The 19,501-nt window shown below is 69.7% G+C and carries 18 protein-coding genes and 2 pseudogenes; 12 read left to right on the top strand and 8 right to left on the bottom strand.

The window, feature by feature from the left end:
* Positions 1–246: 246 nt before the first annotated feature.
* The gene (locus AB0G20_RS21565; protein WP_361304849.1) at positions 247–633 is read right to left on the bottom strand and encodes a hypothetical protein; all 387 of its coding nucleotides are present in this window, start codon (positions 631–633) and stop codon (positions 247–249) included.
* Positions 634–787: 154 nt separating this feature from the next.
* A complete protein-coding gene (locus AB0G20_RS21560; protein WP_361304847.1) occupies positions 788–1,153 on the bottom strand; it encodes a hypothetical protein in 366 nt (121 codons plus the stop codon).
* Between the two features lie 336 nt (positions 1,154–1,489).
* Here AB0G20_RS21560 and AB0G20_RS21555 point away from each other — a divergent pair, with 336 nt between their 5' ends.
* From AB0G20_RS21555 to AB0G20_RS21540, 4 genes are all read left to right on the top strand, one after another.
* A complete protein-coding gene (locus tag AB0G20_RS21555; protein ID WP_361304845.1) occupies positions 1,490–2,053 on the top strand; it encodes a DUF2243 domain-containing protein in 564 nt (187 codons plus the stop codon).
* Entirely contained in the window at positions 2,053–2,919 is an 867-nt protein-coding gene (locus AB0G20_RS21550; protein ID WP_361304843.1) for a cytochrome c oxidase assembly protein, read from the top strand. The genes AB0G20_RS21555 and AB0G20_RS21550 overlap by 1 nt, the downstream gene beginning before the upstream one ends.
* Before the next feature lie 385 nt (positions 2,920–3,304).
* On the top strand, positions 3,305–3,850 hold the full coding sequence (locus AB0G20_RS21545; RefSeq protein ID WP_361304841.1) for a glyoxalase superfamily protein: 546 nt from the start codon (positions 3,305–3,307) through the stop codon (positions 3,848–3,850).
* A 490-nt stretch (positions 3,851–4,340) separates the two neighbouring features.
* Positions 4,341–5,252, top strand: a complete 912-nt coding sequence (locus AB0G20_RS21540; RefSeq protein ID WP_361304839.1) for a hypothetical protein — start codon at positions 4,341–4,343, stop codon at positions 5,250–5,252.
* A gap of 153 nt (positions 5,253–5,405) precedes the next feature.
* Here the strand turns inward: AB0G20_RS21540 and AB0G20_RS21535 are convergent, their stop codons facing one another.
* The 3 genes from AB0G20_RS21535 to AB0G20_RS21525 are packed head-to-tail and all read right to left on the bottom strand — an operon-like array spanning position 5,406 to position 8,945.
* The gene (locus AB0G20_RS21535; protein WP_361304837.1) at positions 5,406–6,155 is read right to left on the bottom strand and encodes a hypothetical protein; all 750 of its coding nucleotides are present in this window, start codon (positions 6,153–6,155) and stop codon (positions 5,406–5,408) included.
* Positions 6,142–7,707, bottom strand: coding sequence for a substrate-binding domain-containing protein (locus AB0G20_RS21530; RefSeq protein WP_361304835.1), 1,566 nt, complete (start codon positions 7,705–7,707; stop codon positions 6,142–6,144). Before AB0G20_RS21530 ends, AB0G20_RS21535 begins: the two co-directional genes overlap by 14 nt.
* Complete coding sequence (locus AB0G20_RS21525; protein ID WP_361304833.1) at positions 7,704–8,945, bottom strand: hypothetical protein; 1,242 nt, start codon at positions 8,943–8,945, stop codon at positions 7,704–7,706. The genes AB0G20_RS21530 and AB0G20_RS21525 overlap by 4 nt, the downstream gene beginning before the upstream one ends.
* Positions 8,946–9,355: 410 nt before the next feature.
* On the opposite strand from AB0G20_RS21525, the pseudogene AB0G20_RS21520 reads away from it, so the two are divergent.
* The 3 genes and pseudogenes from AB0G20_RS21520 to AB0G20_RS21510 all read left to right on the top strand — a co-directional run.
* Positions 9,356–11,191: pseudogene (locus AB0G20_RS21520) on the top strand (DNRLRE domain-containing protein); the annotation flags it as partial.
* Between the two features lie 27 nt (positions 11,192–11,218).
* Positions 11,219–13,456, top strand: coding sequence for an amidase domain-containing protein (locus tag AB0G20_RS21515; RefSeq protein WP_361305054.1), 2,238 nt, complete (start codon positions 11,219–11,221; stop codon positions 13,454–13,456).
* A gap of 2 nt (positions 13,457–13,458) precedes the next feature.
* A complete protein-coding gene (locus AB0G20_RS21510; protein WP_361304831.1) occupies positions 13,459–13,986 on the top strand; it encodes a hypothetical protein in 528 nt (175 codons plus the stop codon).
* A gap of 263 nt (positions 13,987–14,249) precedes the next feature.
* Here AB0G20_RS21510 and AB0G20_RS21505 read toward each other — a convergent pair whose 3' ends face one another.
* Positions 14,250–15,083: a helix-turn-helix transcriptional regulator gene (locus tag AB0G20_RS21505; protein ID WP_361304829.1), complete on the bottom strand. Its 834-nt coding sequence runs from the start codon at positions 15,081–15,083 to the stop codon at positions 14,250–14,252.
* A gap of 156 nt (positions 15,084–15,239) precedes the next feature.
* Between AB0G20_RS21505 and AB0G20_RS21500 the strand changes: the two genes are divergently transcribed.
* The 4 genes and pseudogenes from AB0G20_RS21500 to AB0G20_RS21485 all read left to right on the top strand — a co-directional run.
* Positions 15,240–15,833, top strand: a complete 594-nt coding sequence (locus AB0G20_RS21500; protein ID WP_361304827.1) for a non-oxidative hydroxyarylic acid decarboxylases subunit B — start codon at positions 15,240–15,242, stop codon at positions 15,831–15,833.
* A gap of 28 nt (positions 15,834–15,861) precedes the next feature.
* Complete coding sequence (gene vdcC / locus AB0G20_RS21495; RefSeq protein WP_361304824.1) at positions 15,862–17,289, top strand: non-oxidative vanillic acid decarboxylases subunit C; 1,428 nt, start codon at positions 15,862–15,864, stop codon at positions 17,287–17,289.
* Positions 17,290–17,321: 32 nt separating this feature from the next.
* Positions 17,322–17,570 carry a non-oxidative hydroxyarylic acid decarboxylases subunit D gene (locus AB0G20_RS21490; protein ID WP_361304822.1) on the top strand — a complete coding sequence of 83 codons (249 nt, stop codon included), beginning with the start codon at positions 17,322–17,324 and terminating at the stop codon, positions 17,568–17,570.
* Positions 17,571–17,669: 99 nt separating this feature from the next.
* Positions 17,670–17,750, top strand: a pseudogene (locus AB0G20_RS21485) (methionine adenosyltransferase domain-containing protein); the annotation flags it as partial.
* A gap of 32 nt (positions 17,751–17,782) precedes the next feature.
* On the opposite strand, the gene AB0G20_RS21480 reads toward AB0G20_RS21485, so the two are convergent.
* Complete coding sequence (locus AB0G20_RS21480; RefSeq protein ID WP_361304820.1) at positions 17,783–18,274, bottom strand: response regulator transcription factor; 492 nt, start codon at positions 18,272–18,274, stop codon at positions 17,783–17,785.
* On the opposite strand from AB0G20_RS21480, the gene AB0G20_RS21475 reads away from it, so the two are divergent.
* On the top strand, positions 18,158–18,424 hold the full coding sequence (locus AB0G20_RS21475) for a winged helix-turn-helix transcriptional regulator (protein ID WP_361304817.1): 267 nt from the start codon (positions 18,158–18,160) through the stop codon (positions 18,422–18,424). The two genes, AB0G20_RS21480 and AB0G20_RS21475, sit on opposite strands and share 117 nt — an antisense overlap.
* Here AB0G20_RS21475 and AB0G20_RS21470 read toward each other — a convergent pair.
* Positions 18,373–19,254 (bottom strand): radical SAM protein, encoded by an 882-nt coding sequence (locus AB0G20_RS21470; protein WP_361304815.1) that lies wholly within the window; start codon positions 19,252–19,254, stop codon positions 18,373–18,375. The genes AB0G20_RS21475 and AB0G20_RS21470 overlap by 52 nt on opposite strands.
* Between the last annotated feature and the right edge of the window lie 247 nt (positions 19,255–19,501).

Here is a 19,501-nt window from a genome sequence, read left to right as displayed (position 1 = left end):
ATGGCCAGCGCAGTCATCGGCCTTGCGGAACCAGGTGTCGTGGGCGGTGAGGGCGAATGAATCCGCACCGGCAGTCGCTCGCCACGACGAGGGCCCCGGCTGACGAGCCGGGGCCCTCGTACCCCCCGAGGCAGGACGGACGACTGCACGGGCCGCTGCGCGCACCGGCCCGGAAGGGACTCGTTGGAACGAAACAAGCTCTGCAGACGAAGACGGCCGCTCAGTGCCGTGTCCTTCGACGCCGCGTCAGCAGTTCTCGACGCCGTCGATCCAGTTGCTGGCGTTGTCGATGTAGTAGCTGGCCATGTAGCCGCGGTGGCCGCTCGGGGTGAGGACCCACACCCAGTACGGGTTGCCGCCCACGGTCTGCGCGCCCCCCTGCTGGCAGTACACCCACACCTGAGCCGGGCTGCTCACCGTGGTCTGCACGGCCGGGCAGTTGGCGGCTGACGGGTACAGATAGCACTGCTCCCCGCCACCGGCACGGACATTGACGCCGGAGGCCCAGACACCGTAGTAGCCCTCGCCATGACCGGTCGCGTGGGCAGAGCCCGCGGTGCCGAAGACGAGGCCGGCGGCGGCGATGACCGTGGATGCCATGGCCGCGGCGGCGGCCTTCACAGAAGTGATCATGATTGATTCCCCCTTGGGATGGTCAAAAGGTCGGTGCGGGCCCGGACGTCACAGCGGGCGGCACACATGACATGGAAACCGCTTCGAACAGCCGGTCGTACTCCTGTGAGCGGCGCCTGCTCCGCCCGTCACGGGATGCCGAGAGACCTCGGCGTCAGTTGCAGCGGATCAAGGGGTCGGTCTCGGAGCTGACGGACGTGTCCTTCATCCATCCCCAGACTCCGTTGTCCGCCTTCGTCAACAGCCAGCGGTTCGGGTGCGGGCCGCCTACATAAGCGCCGTTGTCGAGCCGGCAACTGAACCAGCTGTAGGTGGTGTACATGTATCCGACGACCTCGCCGGTGCCGTCGAAACTGTCGTAGACCTTCGCGGCGTAAACGTTGTAGCAGTAGTGGGCGTTCGTCTCGAGCGTGCACTGGTGCTGGGCACTCGCGGAGGCCATGGGCGTGCTCAGGCCGAAGCTCCCCAGCGCGGCGGCGATGGTCAGCGCGGCGGCTCGTACTCGCAGGTGAAGTCGCATGAAGGTCCTCCTCTTCTTGTCACCGTCGTCAGCACTGGGCTGCCGTCGGTGCGCGCATGCACGGCGCTCCTTGCGGCCGCGATGACAGGGGCTCGTGCACGAGAGGCTAGGAGCCCACGGGCAGGAACAGTCCTGACAGATGTCAGGGAATCCGGCCCGGAGTCGACCCGACGAACCATTTGAAAAGTTCACGACTCACGACCGCACGCTGACTGTCTGGTATTGCACGCCGGCTGGGCCGGACGGACGATCCGCACGCGTCAGGTGCCGCAGAGAGGGCAACCTGCGGCTGAGGCAACTTCCAGCAGAGTCCAGATGCAGGAGCGGAGACAAGCGATGGCCACGACGACAGGCGACGCGCGGGTCGGTCTCTCACAGCCGAGGAGTATCCAGCTGCCGGGCATCGTGCTCGGGGTGGGGATGGGCGGGTTCGCCGACGGCATCCTGCTGCACCAACTGCTGCAGTGGCACCACATGCTCTCCAGCACCAACCAGGACCGCATCGGGGTGAAGTACTACGACCCGCACACCGTCTCCGGCCTGGAGATGAACACTCTGTGGGACGGCGTCTTCCACACCGTGTGCTGGCTCTCGGTCCTCCTCGGGCTCGCCATCCTGTACTCGCGGGTCACCCACGACCGGCTGCGGGTGTGGACCTCTCGGGTGCTGTGGGGATGGATGCTTGTCGGGTGGGGCCTGTTCAACCTCGTCGAAGGCGTCCTGGACCACCACATCCTGGGCATCCACCACGTCTACGCCGGAGACGGCCAAGCCTGGTGGGACATCGGCTTCCTCGTCCTGGGCGCCCTGCTGGTCGTCGGCGGTTACCTGCTCCAGCGCAGCGGCCAGCCCTTCGACCCGAACGCCCCGGCCGGGCGGAGTGAGAACCGGCAAGCCTGATGGACCACGACATGCCCGCACACGGGCACGACGCGGGAAGCAGCCTCCCGGGGACGCTGCCCGCGCTCGTCCTGCTGACCGCTGCCGGCGCCTATCTGCTCCTCGCCCGCCGGGCACGCCTCCGCAACCCGGCCCTGGGCTGGAGCCGGTGGCGGACCACCGGCTTCCTGACCGGAACCGTCCTGCTCGGCGTCGCGCTGCTGCCACCTGTGGCTGACTTCGCGCACGAGGACTTCCGCGGCCACATGGTCCAGCACATGCTCATCGGCATGTACGCGCCGCTCGCGCTCGTCCTCGCGGCACCCGTCACCCTCCTGTTGCGCACCCTGCCCGCGGTCCGGGGACGGCAGCTGACCGCCGTGCTGCACAGCCCGCCTGCCCGCGTGATCGCCCACCCCGCTGTCGCGCTGGCACTGTCCACGGGCAGCCTCGCGGTCCTCTACTTCACCCCCCTCTACAACGCGACCACGGACAACCCGGCAGCCCACTGGCTGCTGCACGCGCACTTCCTGCTGTCCGGATGCCTGTTCGCCTACGTCATCGCCGGCCCCGACCCCGCCCCCTCCCGCCCTGGAGTGCGAGCCCGGCTGGTGTACCTCGGCGTCGCGATCGCGGCGCACGCGGTGATCTCCCAGCTGATGTACGGCGGCTTCTGGGTCGACATCCACGCACCGATCTACCAGGTCCAGACAGGCGCGGAGATCATGTACTACGGCGGCGACATCGCCGAACTGCTGCTGGCCGCCGCCCTGGTCGCCACCTGGCGCCCCGAACACCGCCGCCAGACGACCCGCAGCACCCTTGCCGAGCGGGAACAGAACGCTGATCCGGCGAGCTCAGGTCGCACACGAGGCTCCTCTTGGTGATAGCAGCGGACTTCCAGGGCCAGTCCCGGCGGGCGGTATCACGGCGACTTCAACTCCTGCACCGGACCCGAGGTCACCCGCGCCCTCTCCCGCATCCGCGCCGAGCGGGCCCTGCTCCTCGTGGACCACTCGAAGTTCGGGGCCTGACCGAAGTCCTCCGACTCGTAGCCTGACGAGGGGAGCTGTGGCCTCCCCCATGTCGGGGGCAGGGGTGCCATCGCGTAAGAGCAACCAGTACTATCGGCAGCGGCCTGGTGCAGCCGGCCGCTCGCGCCTTTCAAGGTTGGGTGAATGCACCGTGAGTCGCCTCGCCTCGGCTCCCTGAACGCGGCGCCAGCCGACAACGCGAGCATCGGCAGGATGGGCCGCGTGGAAAGCCGACGCGATGACGTCCCCTACCACTGACCAAGCCAAGAAGCTCGCCAAACTCCTGCGCGAGGACCTTGCCGCGGCCGGGATCGCGATCCCGCACAGCCTCGCGCTCGAACTGATCGCCCATCAGCTCGGCACCAAGGACTGGAACGTGCTCGCCGCCCTGACGAGCCGCGCCGGGAGCCCTGCCGCGCCGGACATCAGCCCGGGCGTGCCGGTCCTGCGCGTCATGTCCGTCGCGCAGGCACTGCCGTTCTACCTTGACTACCTGGGCTTCACCCTGGACTGGGAGCACCGGTTCGAGCCCGGGTTGCCACTGTATGTGCAGGTATCGCGCTCATCAGCCGTGCTGCACCTTTCCGAGCACCACGGCGATGGCAGCCCCAACAGCACGGTCTGGATCCCGGTGCGTGACGTGGCCGCGCTGCACAAGGAATTGCTCGCCCGACCGCACGCTCCGCTACGTCCCGGAATCGATCCGGACGCGCCAGGAGGGCCGACGTTGCAGGTCATCGACCCGTACGGCAACAATCTGAGGTTCACACAGCCGTCCGGCTGATTCCAGGTCAGCCAGTGCGCAGGCGTGCGGTCTGTTCGGTGCCGACATCGGTAGTGCGCCGCAGGTAGCGCTCGATCACGGTGAGCTCGTCGTCGGTGATGGCGCTCGACGAGGCCGGCCTTCTCCAGGCGGTCGACCAGGCGGGTGGCTGATCCGGAGGTCAGCCCCGTCAGGTCCGCGATCTCGCCTGTGGTGCGGAGTCGGGGCTCCAGGGCGAGCAGGCTGACGCATTGCAGGTCGGAGGTCGACGGCGTATAGGTCCCGCAACGGGGAATTGGGGCACGGAGGGCACGCCTGTCCGACTGGCGACGCTGACACCTGGTGTTGGCTGAAACATCAACTCATCACACCTGAAACACAGTTGCCGCACATCCTTCTGGTTGGCAGACTCGCCTCGCCGCCGGACATACGCGAACACGCGTGCGAACGCACACGTGGAAGCATCAGGTCGGCGGACGGGGCTCACGTCATCTCACCAGGGGGAACCTCCATGAATCTCAGCCTGCCCAGACGCGTCCTGGCCCGGGCCACCGCCACCCTCGCCCTGGCGCTGGCCATGGCCACCGGCACCACCGGCCTGCTCTCTGGCACCGAAGCGCACGCCCAGCCGGTCACCGGGGGCTCTTTCAGCTTCAGCGGCGACGAGGACGACTACATCAGCGGCGGCCAGTCCTACGCCTACGCGACGGCGTCCCAGGACCGCATGAACGTCTCCGGCAACACCGACAACAGGGTGGTCACCGTCTCCGTCGACGGAGCGAACGGCGACTGGTGGACCTTGAACCTCGCGGCGCCGTCCGGCAAGGCCCTGACGCCCGGAACGTACACGGGAGCCACCCGCTACCCGTTCAACGACGGGACCGAGCCGGGCCTGTCGCTCAGCGGCAACGGCCGCGGCTGCAACCAGCTCACCGGCACCTTCACCATCTCCGCAGTGGAGTTCGGCCCCCAGGGCTACGTGAAGGAGCTCGACGCCACCTTCGTGCAGCACTGCGAGGGAGGCACCCCGGCGGCGCGCGGCGAGGTCCACATCGAGAACCCGGCCCCGCCGGCCGAACTCGGCCTGGGCCTCGGCATCGCCCTGGACGGCACCGCGAGCTCCCTCAACGGCAAGGCCACCCTCCACGGCACGGTGAGCTGCAACAAGCCGGTGCAGGTGACCGTGGCGGGCGACGTCACGCAGGTGAAGAAGCGGGACCTCATCCGTGGTTCCTTCTCCACGTCGGTGTCCTGCACCCCGGGCGCCCCGGTCGCGTGGACCGGTACGGCCGTACCCAACGGCTCGGTCCCGTTCCAGAAGGGGGACGTCGAGGTCGAGGGCCGCGCGACGGCGACGGACCCGGACTACGACCGGCCCGTAACGGTCAGCGAGACGGTGGCGGTCCGCCTCACCCGGGTCTGACCCACACGTCCGACGCACAGCCACACCGTCCGGCCCGGGCCCCGCTCCTCTCGAGGAACAAGGGCCCGGGCCGGGTCGCGTTGTGGGGCACCTGGACCACGAGTTCCTCAGGGCTGCTCGCTGCCGAGCTCAACTCCCGGTGAGCGGCGGCGTTCACCAGAAGATCGCGATCGCCTCCAGCGTCACCTCGCGGGTGTCCTCGCGCCAGCCGGTCATCTTGCCCAGGCAACGGGCCGTGAATGTGCCGGCCGGGATCGAGCGGCGCGCGTTCCCGGGGGCTACGACACGCATGTACACCGGGGGCCGCTCGGTGCCGTACTCGGCCCGCAGGACGAATCCCTCCGCGACGTCCGGCACGCCGGTGAACACCCCTTTGACCGAGACGAATTCGCCGATGCGGCTCAGGGTCACGGCACGGCCGTCGGCCAGGTTGTCGGCGAGGTTCCGGTTCGGGACGACCGTCAGTGTGGTCAGGTCGGCGTGGACGATGGCGTCGGCCCGGTCGAAGGCCTCCATGACCACGCCGATCACGTTGATCGGCTTGTCCTTGCGCACGAACTTGCGGAACGTCTCCTGGCTGACGTCCCGCTTCAACCGGAAGCGGAACAGCCACGTCAGCACCCGGCTCCAGAAGCCGACACTCGTGTCGACCTTCGTCCGCAGCTCGACGGCCTCCTCCAGCGCGGACCGGTAGTTGCCGAGCTCGTACAGGTCCATCACCGCCTGCTCGTCGAGGTACAGGCAGATGCTGTACGCCGACTGCCAGCGCCGCATGTGCCTGCGCCGCTCCCGGGCATGGCGTACCAGGACCCCCGCGAGCACCACCGCGCCGGCGGCCGTCACCAGCCAGACCGTCATCCACGGCCACCAAAGGCTCCACCACAGTGCGTCAGTGACAGCCACGGATCTCCTTGAAAGCCTCGGAAAGGGACGAGCCGGCGGCATCCACCATCCGTCCGCCCGTCCGCGCCGCCGCACGCCGCAGTTCGCCTGCGTCGGCCTCGCCGAAGTGGACGGGGTAGGTGTGGACGGCGGCGCGTACGGCGGCGGGCAGCGCCTTGTGGCGGCGTACGAACTCCGCATAGGACAGGCCCGCGTTGTTCTCGCCGTCCGTCATCAGGACGAGTGAGACGGAGCGGTCGGGGTCGGTGGCCAGTTCGCGAGTGGCGGTGCGGTAGCCGTGGTCGAGGGCGGACCATACGGCGGTGGCATCGCCGTATCCGCCCCTGGCGACGGTGTCGGCGAGGGCCGTCAGGTCCTTCGGGCCGGTGACGGTGACGGTCTTCTCCTCCAGCACTCGACCCCCGAACCGGACGACGGTCAGCCGCTCGCCCCGGTAGAAGCGGGTGAACTTGCCGGCGGCGGAGGGGTCCGCGCCGCTGAGTCCGGCGAAGGCCTCGCGCAGGGCGGCCGTCCGGGCGCCGCGCATCGAGCCGGAGAAGTCGAGCAGGAAGACCACCTGGCTCGTGGTGCGGCGGTCGGGGTCGCCGTAGTCCGCCAACAGGGTTCCGATGACGGCGGGTTGGTCGGGGTAGAAGAGGGCGTTGCCGATCGGTTCGCGCAGCCGCGCGTCCCGGGTGACCGTCGTGTTCACGGGGCGGCGCAGCGTGTGCCGCATGATCTGCCGCTGCACCGAGTCGCGCCGCAGCCACTGCGTGACCTTGTCGTACGCGGTGCGCTGGGCCGGGTTGAGCAGGAGCAGCGGGAAGTCCGCCAGGACCATGCCGTCTTCGGGGCGGACGACCTCCAGACGGTCGTCGAGGCGGTCGGAGGCGTTGAGGGCGAGCAGATCGGACTCGTATGTGATGAGGGCGTTGGCCTCGTCCTGATGGTCGGCGTAGGAGTCTACGAGGGCGGGACCGGTGTCGGCGGTGAGGGTCTGGCCGGAGCGGAAGCCGCGCAGCCGGTCGCAGGAGACGTCCTCGGGGCGCAGCGCGGCTCCGGTGCCGGCCGCGGCGGTGGCGACGCCGACGAGGGCGGCGAGCCCGCTGCCCGCGTGCCGGGGGTCGGCCATGCCGAAACGGACGGTGCCGGTGGCGGCGGCGTCCGCGATGTCCGCCCAGGTGAGCCGGCCGCCGGGCACCCGGGCGCGGAGCTTTTGTGCCACGTCCGGCTTCAGGCCGATGACGACGGGGGACGTCATGGTGGAGGTGCGCTGCACTCCCCGGGTCGCGCTCTTGTCGGTGAGACGCAGATAGCGGTCTGAGGACAGCCACGCGAGGTCGTACCTGTCGCGGTCCGGGGTCTGCGTCTCGGCGTCGGCCCGGTGGTCGAGGCGCAGGTCGACGCCGGTCTCCTCCTTCAGATCGCCCAGCAGCGGAGCCAGTACGGCGAGATCGGGACTGGCGAGCACGCGCAGCCGGACCGTGTCGTCGCCGTCGTCGCCCGAGCAGGCGGTGAGCAGGGTGGTGACGAGCACCAGGCAGAGCGCCAGCAGGCCCGCCCCGCGTCTCACTGGCTGCCCGTCCGGTCCGGGCAGTCGCCGACGATCTCGATCATCTTCTCCAGTAGGGGCAGGCTGGGCAGGACCGCCCGGGTGTCGTCGGAGGAGGTGGTGGGCGCCGGGATCTGCCGCTCGGTGAGGAACCGGGCGAGCTCGTCGCCGGTCGCGCCGCCAGTGGCGTTGCGGGCCCGGAATCCCAGCTCCATGGCGCGGTGCTGGAGTTCTCGGTCCTTGCTGACCAGTTCGCCGAGCCGGGCGCCGTCGCCGGTCAGCGCCACGAGCTGGGGTTCGGTGACGAAGCGTGTGGATGGGTAGAGCAGGACGCGCTCGTCGTCGGTCGCGCCCTTCGCCTCCTGGTGCCCGATCTGGTGGGCCAGGAACTGGTGCTCGTAGATCACCGAGATCGGGGCGATGCTCTGCCCGTCGGGGGACAGATACGTTTCGGCCCGTTCGGAGGACGGCAGGCCCTGCTCGACGAGGAGAGGCTTGATCTTCCGGGCGAGTTGCACGGCCTCGGCCTCGCTGTCCGGCGCGTCGTTTCCGTGCTCGACGAAGGCCACGAGTCCGAGGTAGGTGCCGGCGGAGTTGGCCTCGCAGATGTCCGAGGTCTGGGCGAGGATCTTGTTGCCGTTGCGGACATGGACCTTGCGGTCGATCTCGTCCCAGCGGTAGCCGTCCTTGGAAGCGCGCTGGACATCATTCCTCTTGCCACGCGCGAGATCGAGGAACTTCCGCATGTCGAGGGTGTAGTACATCGGCCGACTGCCCGAACCCGGCAGGCGCTTCGCGACGCCTTCCCTCCTGAGCACCTCGGCGTAGTCCCGGTAGGTGGCCAGCACGATGGGACTGACGAACGGGCGGTACAGCAACACCGGACGGTTCGCCCGGGCACGCTCCCGGCTGATCAGGTCGGCGGCCGGCTGGCCGGAGGGGAAGACGACGTCGTACCCCTCGTAGTCCTGCTTGGCGATCTCACGCGAGCCCATGCTGGTGATGTGCACCCGGAATCCATGCTTCATCAGCAGCCGCTCGACCACGGGGTCCTGGAAGAAGTCCCTCTTCGAGGCCATCTTGGCCTCTATGGTGACCACCTGCCGCAGCGGCAACAGCAGGTTTCCGGAGGCCACGAGCAGTACCAGCCCGACGACCGGGACGGGCAGCGCCGACGCCAGCACTCTGCGCAGGCGTCGGCGCGGGGGTCTGGTGACGGCTAACCGCGGCTCTTCGGCAGCGGGTCTGTTCGCGGGCACCTGCGTCTCCCCCCGTGACACCTGCGTTCTCCCCCCGTGGGCCCGGGCCAGGATCGTCGGTGATGCCGGTGTACCCCGAACACCGCTTCCCGGAACGTCAGTTGAACGTAGAGAGAGCGCACGGCGCGAAGGCCGGAGGGGCGCTACCCACCTGGCCGCTCGATCCACTCCAGGGCGCGCCCTCGGGCAGCGTGTAGGGCCGGCCACGGCATCGGGGCCGCCAGGTGCGAAGGTGGACGGCGGAAGGAGCCTGAGGTTCCCTCACTTCTCCGTGACAAAGCCCACCGCAGCCCACCCTTGGTCATCACGGGACAAAAGGCACCCTCGGTGATGTGTGCACACCAGCCAGGCATTAGCTTTACGACTTCTTCATCATCTCTGACCATCTGACCAAGGGTCGAATGCACACCATGCACATACCACCGCCCGTTCCGGGGGAACGGGGCGCTCCGCACGCGCTCAGACGTCTGTCCCGAACCACCGTCTTGCTCACCCTCTCCCTGACACTGCTGAGTGGGGCGATCCTGACGACGCCCCGGCCGGCCGTCGCGGCGACACCCGCCGTGAACGGACCGGCCGGGAAACTCTCCGCTCCCGACGTGCCGTCCGCCCTCGCCGAGGCGAAGCGTTCCGGCAAGCGGGTGGAGGCGCTGTCCGAGCGCACCGAGACGTCCACCACCTGGGTCAACCAGGACGGCTCCCTGACGACCGAACTCACCGCCGGCCCCGTACGGTTCGACCGGAACGGCAACTGGGTCACGGTCGACACCGATCTCACCGAACGCCGTGACGGCACCGTGGCGCCCAAGGCACATCCCGCCTCGCTCACCCTCGCGGGCAAGGGCGGGACACCCGCCTCCTCCCTCAGCGCCGCCCGCAAGGCGGATGCGCGCGACCTCGTCACCCTCGGCGAGGGCGAGCAGCAGGTCACCCTCCAGTGGAAGGGCGGCCTGCCGCAGCCCGAACTGGACGGCAACCGCGCCACCTATCCCGATGCCGTCCCGGGCGCCGACGTCGTCGTGGAAGCCACTCGTACGGGATTCGAGCAGTACGTCGAGATCAAGCAGCGCCCGTCCACGAAGGACTACGGCTACACCCTTCCGCTGCGTGCGGAAGGACTGCGTGCCGAGCAACAACCGGACGGCAGCGTGCTGTTCACGGACCGCGAGACCGGCCAGGAGCGGGCCGTCATGCCCGCCCCGGTGATGTGGGACGCGACCGTCGACGAACGGTCCGGCGAGCACACCCGCCGCGTGCCGGTGGCGATGCAGGTGAAGCAGCGGGGCTCCTCGATCGACCTCGTTGTCACGCCGGACGCCGCGTTCCTGGCTGACCCGACGACGCGGTACCCGGTCACCGTCGACCCCTCGACCTCCGTCCTCGGCAATGTCTTCGACACGTACGTCCAGCAGGGAGAAGCCCGCGACTGGTCCACCGACACCGAGCTGGACTTCGGCAACCCGGGCACGAAGAACGCCAACGGCACCCCGCGCACCGCACGGTCCTTCATCACCTGGGGAACGGCCCCCCTCGCGGACGCCCTGGTGACGAGCGCCGAGCTCAGCCTGTGGAACTTCCACTCGGGCAACCTCGACTGCAAGGCGCAGCCCTGGGCGGTCTGGTCGGCCGACAAGGCCTCGGTCTCGAGCCGCTGGACGTCCCAGCCCTCCCTGCACACCCAGCAGTCGACGTCCACGGAGACCAAGGGCAATCCGAAGTGCGGCGCGGGCGGCTGGATCAACGCCGATGTGACCTCACTCGTACAGACGTGGGCCTCCTCCAAGGCTCCGCAGTCCAGCATGGGTCTGAGGGCCGCCGACGAGTCCGAGGTCGGGCAGTGGAAGCGGGTCAACTCCGCCAACGCCACCAGTAACCCGCCCAAGCTGACGGTCACCTACAACTTCCGTCCGCGGTCGGGCGACAACCGCCAGGCCGGCCCGCCCTTCACCGCGGACGCCTCGGGCACCTGGCAGGTCAACACCACGACGCCGACGCTGCGGGACACGTTCTCCGACAAGGACGGCGACCGAGTCACCGGCACCTTCGAGATCGTCGATGCGGCGACCGGCAAGCGGGTGGGAGATTACCTCGTCTCGCCGCGCGTCGACTCCGGACGTGCCGCGGCCGTGACCGTCCCGGACGGCACGCTCAAGGACGGTGCGACCTACCGGTTCCGCACCAGTCCCTATGACGGCACGCACTTCAACCTCGCCTGGTCCGACTGGGCCACCTTCACGGTCGGCACCGGGCGCCGTCCCGGCGGTCTCCCGGACATGCCGCAGGCGCTGGAGTCCGGAGCCACGCAGTCCCTCACCCCCCTGCTGTCCGGGCTGGTGTCCAGCCCCGAACTGGGCCGCGTACGAGCCGAGTTCGTCCTGCGCGACGCCGACGGGAAGCAGCTCCCCGGGGTGAGCGTCCCGGAGACCTGGGTGGACAGCGGCCAGCGCGCTGCGGCACGCGTCCCCGAAGGCGCCCTGCGCGTGGGCACGACGTACCTCTGGGCGATGCGTGCCTGCACGGACCGGGGCTGCTCGGCCTGGTCCTACGAGCAGGAGTTCACCGCTACCGACGCGGGCGACCCGAAGGCACCCGACACCACGTCCGTCACCCTCACCGGCCCCTCCCTCGATGACGCCACGGTGCCGGTCGGCACCAAGGCCTGTGCGGACGGCGGCTGCCCCGCCGTCACCGACGGCCGGCTGACGCTGGGCGGGGGCACCGACGGTGAGCGGGCCGCCTGGCTCAAGCCGGACCTCGGCAAGGTGCCGGAAGGCGCCAGGGTGACCCGGGCCCGGCTCGTGCTGACTCCGGCCGAATGCGGCACCGGCACCTGCGCGCAGCGGCCGGTCGAGATGTACCAGTTGCACGAACCGTGGGCCACCCCGCGCACCGGAACCGGCCTGCTGGACGTGCTGGACGACGCCCCGTTCACCGAAACCGCGCTCGCCGACACCCAGGACCTCGCGCCACTGGTGCAGTCCTGGATCGACGAGCAGGCGGGCGAGGGGTTCGCGGTGCGGCTCCCCGCCGCCGACACCGCGTCGGCCGTCTCCTACCACTCCAGCCGCAGCACGGACGCGGCGAAGCGGCCGCGGCTCGTCATCACCTACGTGGCACCGACCGCGCCCGGAGCTCCGCAGGACCTGCGCGTGACCGCCGGTGACGGCGGGCTCCTGGCGACCTGGAACCCGCCGCCGGACCTGGGTTCGTCGACGGACGGCGCGGAGTACACCGTCGTCGTCACGAAGACCGATGGCAGCGAGGCCGCCAGGGCCACCACCCGCGACGCGCACCTCGTCGTGGACGGACTGAAGAACGGCACCGCACATCGGGTGACCGTGACGGCGCGTACCCCGCACGGCACCGGTCCCGGCACGGCGTCGGAAGCACTCACCCCCGTGGCCGTTCCGGGTGGCGCGGCCACCTACCGGGAGATCGTGCAACAGTACGTCGATGCCCGCAGCGCCATCCTCACCGACAAGCATCCGACCGCCGCGGCGGCCCTCGCCGCGAGCTCGCGCGGGGCCGCGTTCCAGGACCTGCTCGGCGCCCAGGCCGCGGACCTGGCGGGGACCAGGGACGTACTGGCCCGGCGCGGTCAGCGCTACACCGAGATGACGACGAAGCTGTCCGACGTCCTGGTCGGTGTCGACGACAGCGGCACGGTGTTCCTGCGCGCGGTCCTCGAGGACGCTGCCGTACTGACGGGCGGGAACCCGGCGGACGCCGGCGACTCGGGTGACCCGAGCGGTGAACCGGAGGAAGGACGGCGGGAGCAGCGCTTCACCTTCAGCACCAACAGTGGCGCCCCGATCCTCCACGTCGAGGCGGACGCCCCTGCGGTGGAAACCGTGCTCTCCGCGTCGGCTTCGGCCGCCAACGGCCTGGAGACCACCGACGACTCACTGGGTCCCATCAGCGAGGTGCCCGACGAGCCGATCGCGCTCGACGCGGACGGCCTGCCGATCGAGGAACCCGCTCCGGCCGTTCAGAAGTCGGCACCGCGCGTCACGCGCGCCGCCGCGCAGGTGTCCGGCTCCGGAACGGTCAAGTGGGCGTCCCGGAACGTCAACACCCGCTGGGAGTACAGCCAGGACTGCACCAACTTCGTGTCGAAGGCGCTGTACCACGGTGGCAAGATGAAGACCCGCCACGGCGGTCGCAAGCACGACCGCGCCTGGTGGCAGCAGTACTACCTCTTCGGAAAGATCAAGAACAAGAGCTACACCTGGGCCGCCGCCGAGAACTTCCGCCGGCACATGATCCGCTACCGCGGGGCCAAGCACGTCACGTCCCTGTCCGCCAAGCCGGGAGACCTCGTGCTCTTCAAGTGGAAGCGGGAACGGGGCTACAACCACGTGGCCATCGTCGAGCGCAAGCGGCACGGGCTCCAGCTGATCCAGCACGGCAGCTCGAACAGGACCAGCCTCGCGGCTGCCATCCTGCGGTACCGCGGCAAGCCCAACTACATCGAGCGGATCACCATCCTCCGTCCGAAGGCGAGGTCCTGACCATGGCACGCAAGACAAGGCTCACCGGCTTCGCACTGGCCGCCGTCGTCGCGGGCGGACTTCTCACGGGCTGCACGTCGGACGACGAGTCCCTGACGTATCAGACGGACTACGGCAATCACCGGCCGCTGCAGGTCGTCGGCTACCCCTCCACGGGAAGTCTTGAGACGGTGCAGAAGGCCGTGTGGCGGCTCGCCGACGGCGACGCCGACGGGCTGGCCGCGCTCGCCGTCGACGACACGCACGCCGATGCCACGGCCCGCAACTGGGTCAAGGCCTTCGGCGCCGCAGCCAAGGGAGACGTGACGGCGGACTTCTACGACGAGGGTTCCGTACGGCAGGTCGTGGTCCTGTACTTCGCCAAGAGCGGCCAGATCAAGGAGATCGAGGCCCGCATCGGCGAGGACGACTCCTGGGGACTCACCCTCGCCGAGCGCGACCCGGCCGAGGCGACGGCCAAGCCCACGTGGGCACCGCCGAAGCCGGGCGGCTCCGGTTCCCGCACCTCCGGCGCCCCGTCCGGGGGCTAGCGGTCACCTGCCCCGCAGCCCCTTCAAGGACCGCACTCCGAACATTCGGGGTGCGGTCCTTCGCATCTGCCGGGCCTGGCCGTCTGCGCGCCGGCCGATGGACAACCGCGCCGGCGGGCAACACCACCTGGGTGCCTTGCGAGCCCGGCGTACGGCTGCGCTGCTACCCACGCACCTTCGCGTCGGCTCGGCAACACCGTCGCTGGGAGAGTTGCGGAGCAAGCATGGCAGGGGACGTCTGCGGAACACTGCCCGCGGGCCGGTCAACCGGCCCGCGGGCCCCCGCGGAACGCGCCGGGTGTCTCGCCCGCCCGCAGCCGGAAGAACTTGGTGAAGTCGCTCGGGTCGGCGAAGCCCAGCCGGGCCGCCACCTCTCTCGCCGACAGGCCGCTGTGCCACAACAGGCGTTTGGCCTCCAGCAGTACACGGTCGTCGACGTACTGCTTCGCCGTGCGGCCCGTCGCGGCGACCGTCGCCCGGGTCAGCGTGCGCGGGCTGTAGCCGAGCGCCGCCGCGTAGTCCTCGACGCGCCGGGTCACCGCGTGGTCCCGCTCGACGGCCGCGTGGAAGCGGCGGAACGTGCCGGACACCGTCGCCGCGCCGGGCGCCGGATCACGCACGTTCGCCAGGCGCACCACCAGCACGGACAGCAGGGCGCGCAGCACCTCCGTATGGGCCTGCAGCGGCAGCGAGGCCAGCGCCTCGTACTCGTAGCGGAGATGTTCGAGCGCCCGCGTCACCGCCTCGGCGTCCGGCCCCCGTGGCTCCAGCGGGCGCTGCTCGTACGGCGTGTCCAGGTGCGCGGCCGTGACCGTCGCCGGCGGCAGGAAACCCGGCTGGAACAGCACGATCACCCCGTCCACCGCCGCCAGATCGGAAGCGAACCGCTGCACCTGCCCCGGCCGGATCCACAGCCACGACCCGGGCCGCAGCTCCTGCTCGACGAAGTCCACCCACATCCGCACCGGACGGCCGCGGGCCCCGATCAGCTGGTGGAAGGCGGGGCGCAGCGGGACGTACGGGTCGTTGCCGTGCCGGCGTGCCCGCTCGTACAGATCGGCGAGCTCCATCACCTCGACCCCGGCAGGCGCGCCCACGGCCGGGGTGTACGCCAGGTCCCTGACGTCCGCGCCCGAAGCGCCCCCTGCATCCTGTCCGATTTTCCCCATACCGAGTCCCAAGCGTACCGCTGCCGGGTCCGTCCTGCCGCCTAGCGTGAAAGCACAGGTCAGCAACGTGTGAGGAGAGATGCTGTGCGATTGGTCGTAGGCATGACGGGGGCGACGGGTGCGCCCTTCGGTGTCCGGCTCCTGGAGAACCTGCGCGAGCTGCCGGACGTGGAGACCCACCTGGTCCTCTCCCGCTGGGCGCGCACCACGATCGAACTGGAGACGGGCCTGTCCGTCGCCGACGTGTCAGCGCTCGCGGACGTCACGCACCACCCGGACGACCAGGGCGCCTCCCTCTCCTCCGGCTCGTTCCGTACCGACGGCATGGTCATCGTGCCGTGCTCCATGAAGACCCTCGCGGGCATCCGGACCGGATACGCCGAAGGGCTCGTGGCGCGCGCCGCCGATGTCGTCCTCAAGGAGCGCCGCAAGCTCGTCCTCGTTCCGCGCGAGACGCCGCTGAGCGAGATCCACCTTCGGAACATGCTCGAACTGGCCCGTATGGGCGTGCAGTTGGTGCCGCCCATGCCCGCCTTCTACAACCATCCGCAGAGCATCGACGACATCGTCGACCACGTCACGGCCCGCATCCTCGACCAGTTCGAGCTGCCCGCGCCCGCCGCCCGCCGCTGGGCCGGTATGCGCGCCGCCCGCACCGCTGCCCGTGATGCCGCATGACGTCCCGTATCGCACAAAGGAATTGATCATGGCCTACGACGATCTGCGCAGCTTCCTCGAAACGCTGGAGAAGGAGGGGCAGTTGCTGCGCATCACCGACGAGGTGCTGCCCGAACCCGATCTGGCGGCCGCTGCCAACGCGACGGGCCGCATCGGCGAGAACGCCCCCGCCCTGTACTTCGACAACGTCAAGGGCTTCACGAACGCCCGCATCGCGCTGAACGTGCACGGCTCCTGGGCCAACCACGCGCTCGCCCTGGGACTGCCGAGGAACACACCAGTCAAGGAACAGGTCGAGGAGTTCGCCCGGCGCTGGGACGCCTTCCCCGTCGCACCCGAACGCCGCGCGGACGCACCGTGGCGCGAGAACACCCAGGAGGGCGCGGACGTCGACCTCTTCTCCGTCCTGCCGCTCTTCCGGCTCAACGACGGCGACGGCGGCTTCTATCTCGACAAGGCCGCCGTGGTCTCCCGCGACCCCGAGGACCCCGACGACTTCGGCAAGCAGAACGTCGGCACGTACCGCATCCAGGTCATCGGCCGGGACCGGCTCGCGTTCCAGCCGGTCCCCATGCACGACGTGGCCCAGCACTTGCGCAAGGCCGAGGAGGTGGGCGAGGACCTGCCCATCGCCATCACCCTCGGCAACGACCCCGTGATGGCGATCGTCGCCGGGATGCCGATGGCGTACGACCAGAGCGAGTACGAGATGGCCGGCGCGCTGCGCGGGGCGCCCGCGCCGATCGCCACCGCGCCGCTCACCGGCTTCGACGTGCCGTGGGGCAGCGAGGTCGTCATCGAGGGCGTCATCGAGTCCCGTACGCGGCAGATCGAGGGCCCCTTCGGGGAGTTCACCGGCCACTACTCGGGCGGACGGCGGATGCCGGTCATCCGCGTGGACCGCGTCTCGTACCGGACGGATCCCGTCTTCGAGTCGCTCTACCTGGGCATGCCTTGGACCGAAGTCGACTACCTCGTCGGCCCCAACACCTGTGTCCCCCTGCTCAAGCAGCTCCGCGCCGAGTTCCCCGAGGTGCAGGCCGTCAACGCCATGTACACCCACGGGCTGATGGTGGTGATCTCCACCGCGAAGCGGTACGGCGGCTTCGCCAAGGCCGTCGGCATGCGCGCGATGACGACACCGCACGGACTCGGTTACGTCTCCCAGGTGATCCTGGTCGACGAGGACGTGGACCCCTTCAACCTGCCGCAGGTCATGTGGGCGATGTCCGCGAAGGTCAATCCGAAGGACGACGTCGTGGTCATACCGAACCTGTCGGTCCTCGAACTCGCGCCTGCCGCCCAGCCCGCCGGCATCACCAGCAAGATGATCATCGACGCCACGACACCGGTCGCCCCCGACGTCCGCGGCAACTTCTCCACCCCGGCCAAAGACCTGCCCGAGACCGCCGAGTGGGCGGCCCGCCTGCAGCGCCTCATCGCGGCCCGCCACTGAACTCCTACCGTCTCCAGAAGGGGTCAACTCCCGTGAACGAAAACCCGCTTGAGTGCCCGCGCTGCGCCTTCGCGGCCGTAAGCCGACTCGCCACGTCGCCCGTGCCCGGAGTCTGGGAGGTGCTCCAGTGCGACCGCTGCCTCTACACCTGGCGCACCATCGAGCCCGCCCGGCGCACCCGGCGTTCCGCCTATCCAGACGCCTTCAAGCTGACGCAGGCCGACATCGACAACGCGATCGAGGTGCCGGCCATACCGCCGCTGCGGGCCGAGCCCGCCTGAACGCGACGGAGGGCAGTGCCGGGGAGAGCCGACGTGTACGTCGGCGCCCAGTTCGCGCGCCGCGTAGCAGGCGAGGACGGGTCGCGCAGCAGCTCGCGGTCCAAGGTCGACCGCTGCGCGGCGTACGCGATGCGCTGGGCCGCGCAGAACGTGGTGGCTGCGGGCCTCGCCACGCGCTGTCCGCCACCGACGGACGGTGCCGATGTCTCCCTTCAGGACAGGCCGGCGTCCCGTACGAGCAGCGCCACCTGGACCCGGTTGGACAGGCCGAGCTTGGCGAGGGCACGGCTGACGTGGGCCTTCACCGTGCCCTCGCTCATGGCGAGTTCGCGGCCGATCTCGGCGTTCGACAGACCGCGGGCGACGGCTCGTACCACGTCGCCCTCACGCTCCGTCAGCACCGACAGGCGTTCCCGGGCGCCGGCCGCGTCGGCCGACTCCAGCCCGACGAAGGTGTCGATGAGCCGCTTGGTGATGCGCGGCGTCAGCATCGCGCTGCCCTCGGCGACCGTGCGGACCGCGGCGGCCAGGTCGCGTGGGGAGGTGTCCTTCAGCAGGAACCCGGCAGAGCCGCCGCGCAGCGCCGTGTGCACGTAGTCGTCGAGGTCGAACGTGGTCAGCATGATGACGCGCGGCGGGTTCGTCGCGCGGCGCAGCTCCTTCAGCGCGGTGAGGCCGTCCATGCCGGGCATCCGGACGTCCATGAATCCACCCTGATCGTGCGCGAACTGCTGCACGGCCCCCACCGCTTCAACGAGCTCCGCGAGGCCCTGCCCGGCATCAGCCCGCACACCCTCACCAATCACGCCGAGGATGCGAGCCTCTGCCGCAGGGAGTCGTTGTCGTCATGGTGAACGACCTCCTCGAAGCGCAGCCGCAGACCGTGCTTGTCCAGCAGCTGAGCCACGATCGCGTCGAGCTGTTCGCGATGCTCCGTCGTCCGCGCTTGGAGGTACGCCTCGCGGACGTCTTCGGGCTCGTCGGCCAGGACCTGGTCCATGCGCTCGCGGATGTACCGCTTGAGGTTGATGTGCTCCATGAACACCTCACCCACCCCAGCGTCGACGAGCCGGCCGAAGAGGTCGTCCAAGAGCTCGGGCTGTGTGGCGAAGTGGGGCAGGAGCGGGCCCACGAAGGCGTAGGTGTGGATGCCGGCCTCTTTGAGTTCGGCAAGGGTGCGCAGGCGGCGGGAGGCGAGTGGGGCGCGCACCTCCAGCCAGCGGCTGACCTTGTCGTCGGTGGTGGTCACGGTCATGCCGACCTCGGCGCTGGGCAGGCTGGTGAGCAGGTCGATGTCGCGGGTGACGACAGGTGACTTGGTGAGGATGCGGACCAGGCCCGGGTACTCGACCGCCTCCAGTTCACGCAGGATGCCGCGGGTGAGCCGGTACTGCGTCTCGTGACCCTGGTAGGGGTCGGTGACCGAGCTGAGCAGCATCGTGCCCCGCCGCTTGTCCTCCGGCATCTTCGCCAGCTCCTTGCGGGCGAGCTCGACCGCGTTCCTCTTCACGTACAGGTAGTCGCCCCACTCCTTCACCGACCGACCGAACTGCCGCCCGGCGAAGCTGGCGAAGCAGTAGGCGCAGCCCAGCACGCAGCCGGTGTAGGGGTTGATGACGTAGTCGTTCGACGGGGTCTTCGACTTCTGGATCAAGGTCTTCGCCTCGATCTCGACCGGCTCCATGACCGCTTCCTTCCTGCTGACCCGACCGTCCGCGTCCCAGACGCCGGGTTCCTGTGCCGTCCAAGGGCCGGCCGACTGAGGACCACCGAACCCATACCCTGGAACAATAATCCATGGAAGTTGCTTCCATGGAATGTAAATGGTTTGCTGGACGCCGGGCCGGCCGGGCCCCCATCCCTGCCGGCCCCTGCCGGGCGGCCCACCGCGTGGTGGTGATCACCGTCTGATTCAGCCCGACTCAGAGAGT

It is taken from the genome of Streptomyces sp. NPDC024017, from assembly GCF_040638895.1.
GTDB lineage: Bacteria > Actinomycetota > Actinomycetes > Streptomycetales > Streptomycetaceae > Streptomyces.
Note: the sequence above shows the minus strand (reverse complement) of the source record. Positions and strands in the feature narration are given on the sequence as shown.

Excerpts from the sequence above, each read along its gene's own strand:
- AB0G20_RS21560 (WP_361304847.1), bottom strand. The coding sequence starts at position 1,153 with ATGCGACTTCACCTGCGAGTACGAGCCGCCGCGCTGACCATCGCCGCC.
- AB0G20_RS21555 (WP_361304845.1), top strand. The coding sequence starts at position 1,490 with ATGGCCACGACGACAGGCGACGCGCGGGTCGGTCTCTCACAGCCGAGG.
- AB0G20_RS21540 (WP_361304839.1), top strand. The coding sequence starts at position 4,341 with ATGAATCTCAGCCTGCCCAGACGCGTCCTGGCCCGGGCCACCGCCACC.
- vdcC (WP_361304824.1), top strand. The coding sequence starts at position 15,862 with ATGGCCTACGACGATCTGCGCAGCTTCCTCGAAACGCTGGAGAAGGAG.
- AB0G20_RS21480 (WP_361304820.1), bottom strand. The coding sequence starts at position 18,274 with ATGGACGTCCGGATGCCCGGCATGGACGGCCTCACCGCGCTGAAGGAG.
- AB0G20_RS21545 (WP_361304841.1), top strand. The coding sequence starts at position 3,305 with ATGACGTCCCCTACCACTGACCAAGCCAAGAAGCTCGCCAAACTCCTG.
- AB0G20_RS21510 (WP_361304831.1), top strand. The coding sequence starts at position 13,459 with ATGGCACGCAAGACAAGGCTCACCGGCTTCGCACTGGCCGCCGTCGTC.
- AB0G20_RS21550 (WP_361304843.1), top strand. The coding sequence starts at position 2,053 with ATGGACCACGACATGCCCGCACACGGGCACGACGCGGGAAGCAGCCTC.
- AB0G20_RS21565 (WP_361304849.1), bottom strand. The coding sequence starts at position 633 with ATGATCACTTCTGTGAAGGCCGCCGCCGCGGCCATGGCATCCACGGTC.
- AB0G20_RS21515 (WP_361305054.1), top strand. The coding sequence starts at position 11,219 with ATGCCGCAGGCGCTGGAGTCCGGAGCCACGCAGTCCCTCACCCCCCTG.
- AB0G20_RS21470 (WP_361304815.1), bottom strand. The coding sequence starts at position 19,254 with ATGGAGCCGGTCGAGATCGAGGCGAAGACCTTGATCCAGAAGTCGAAG.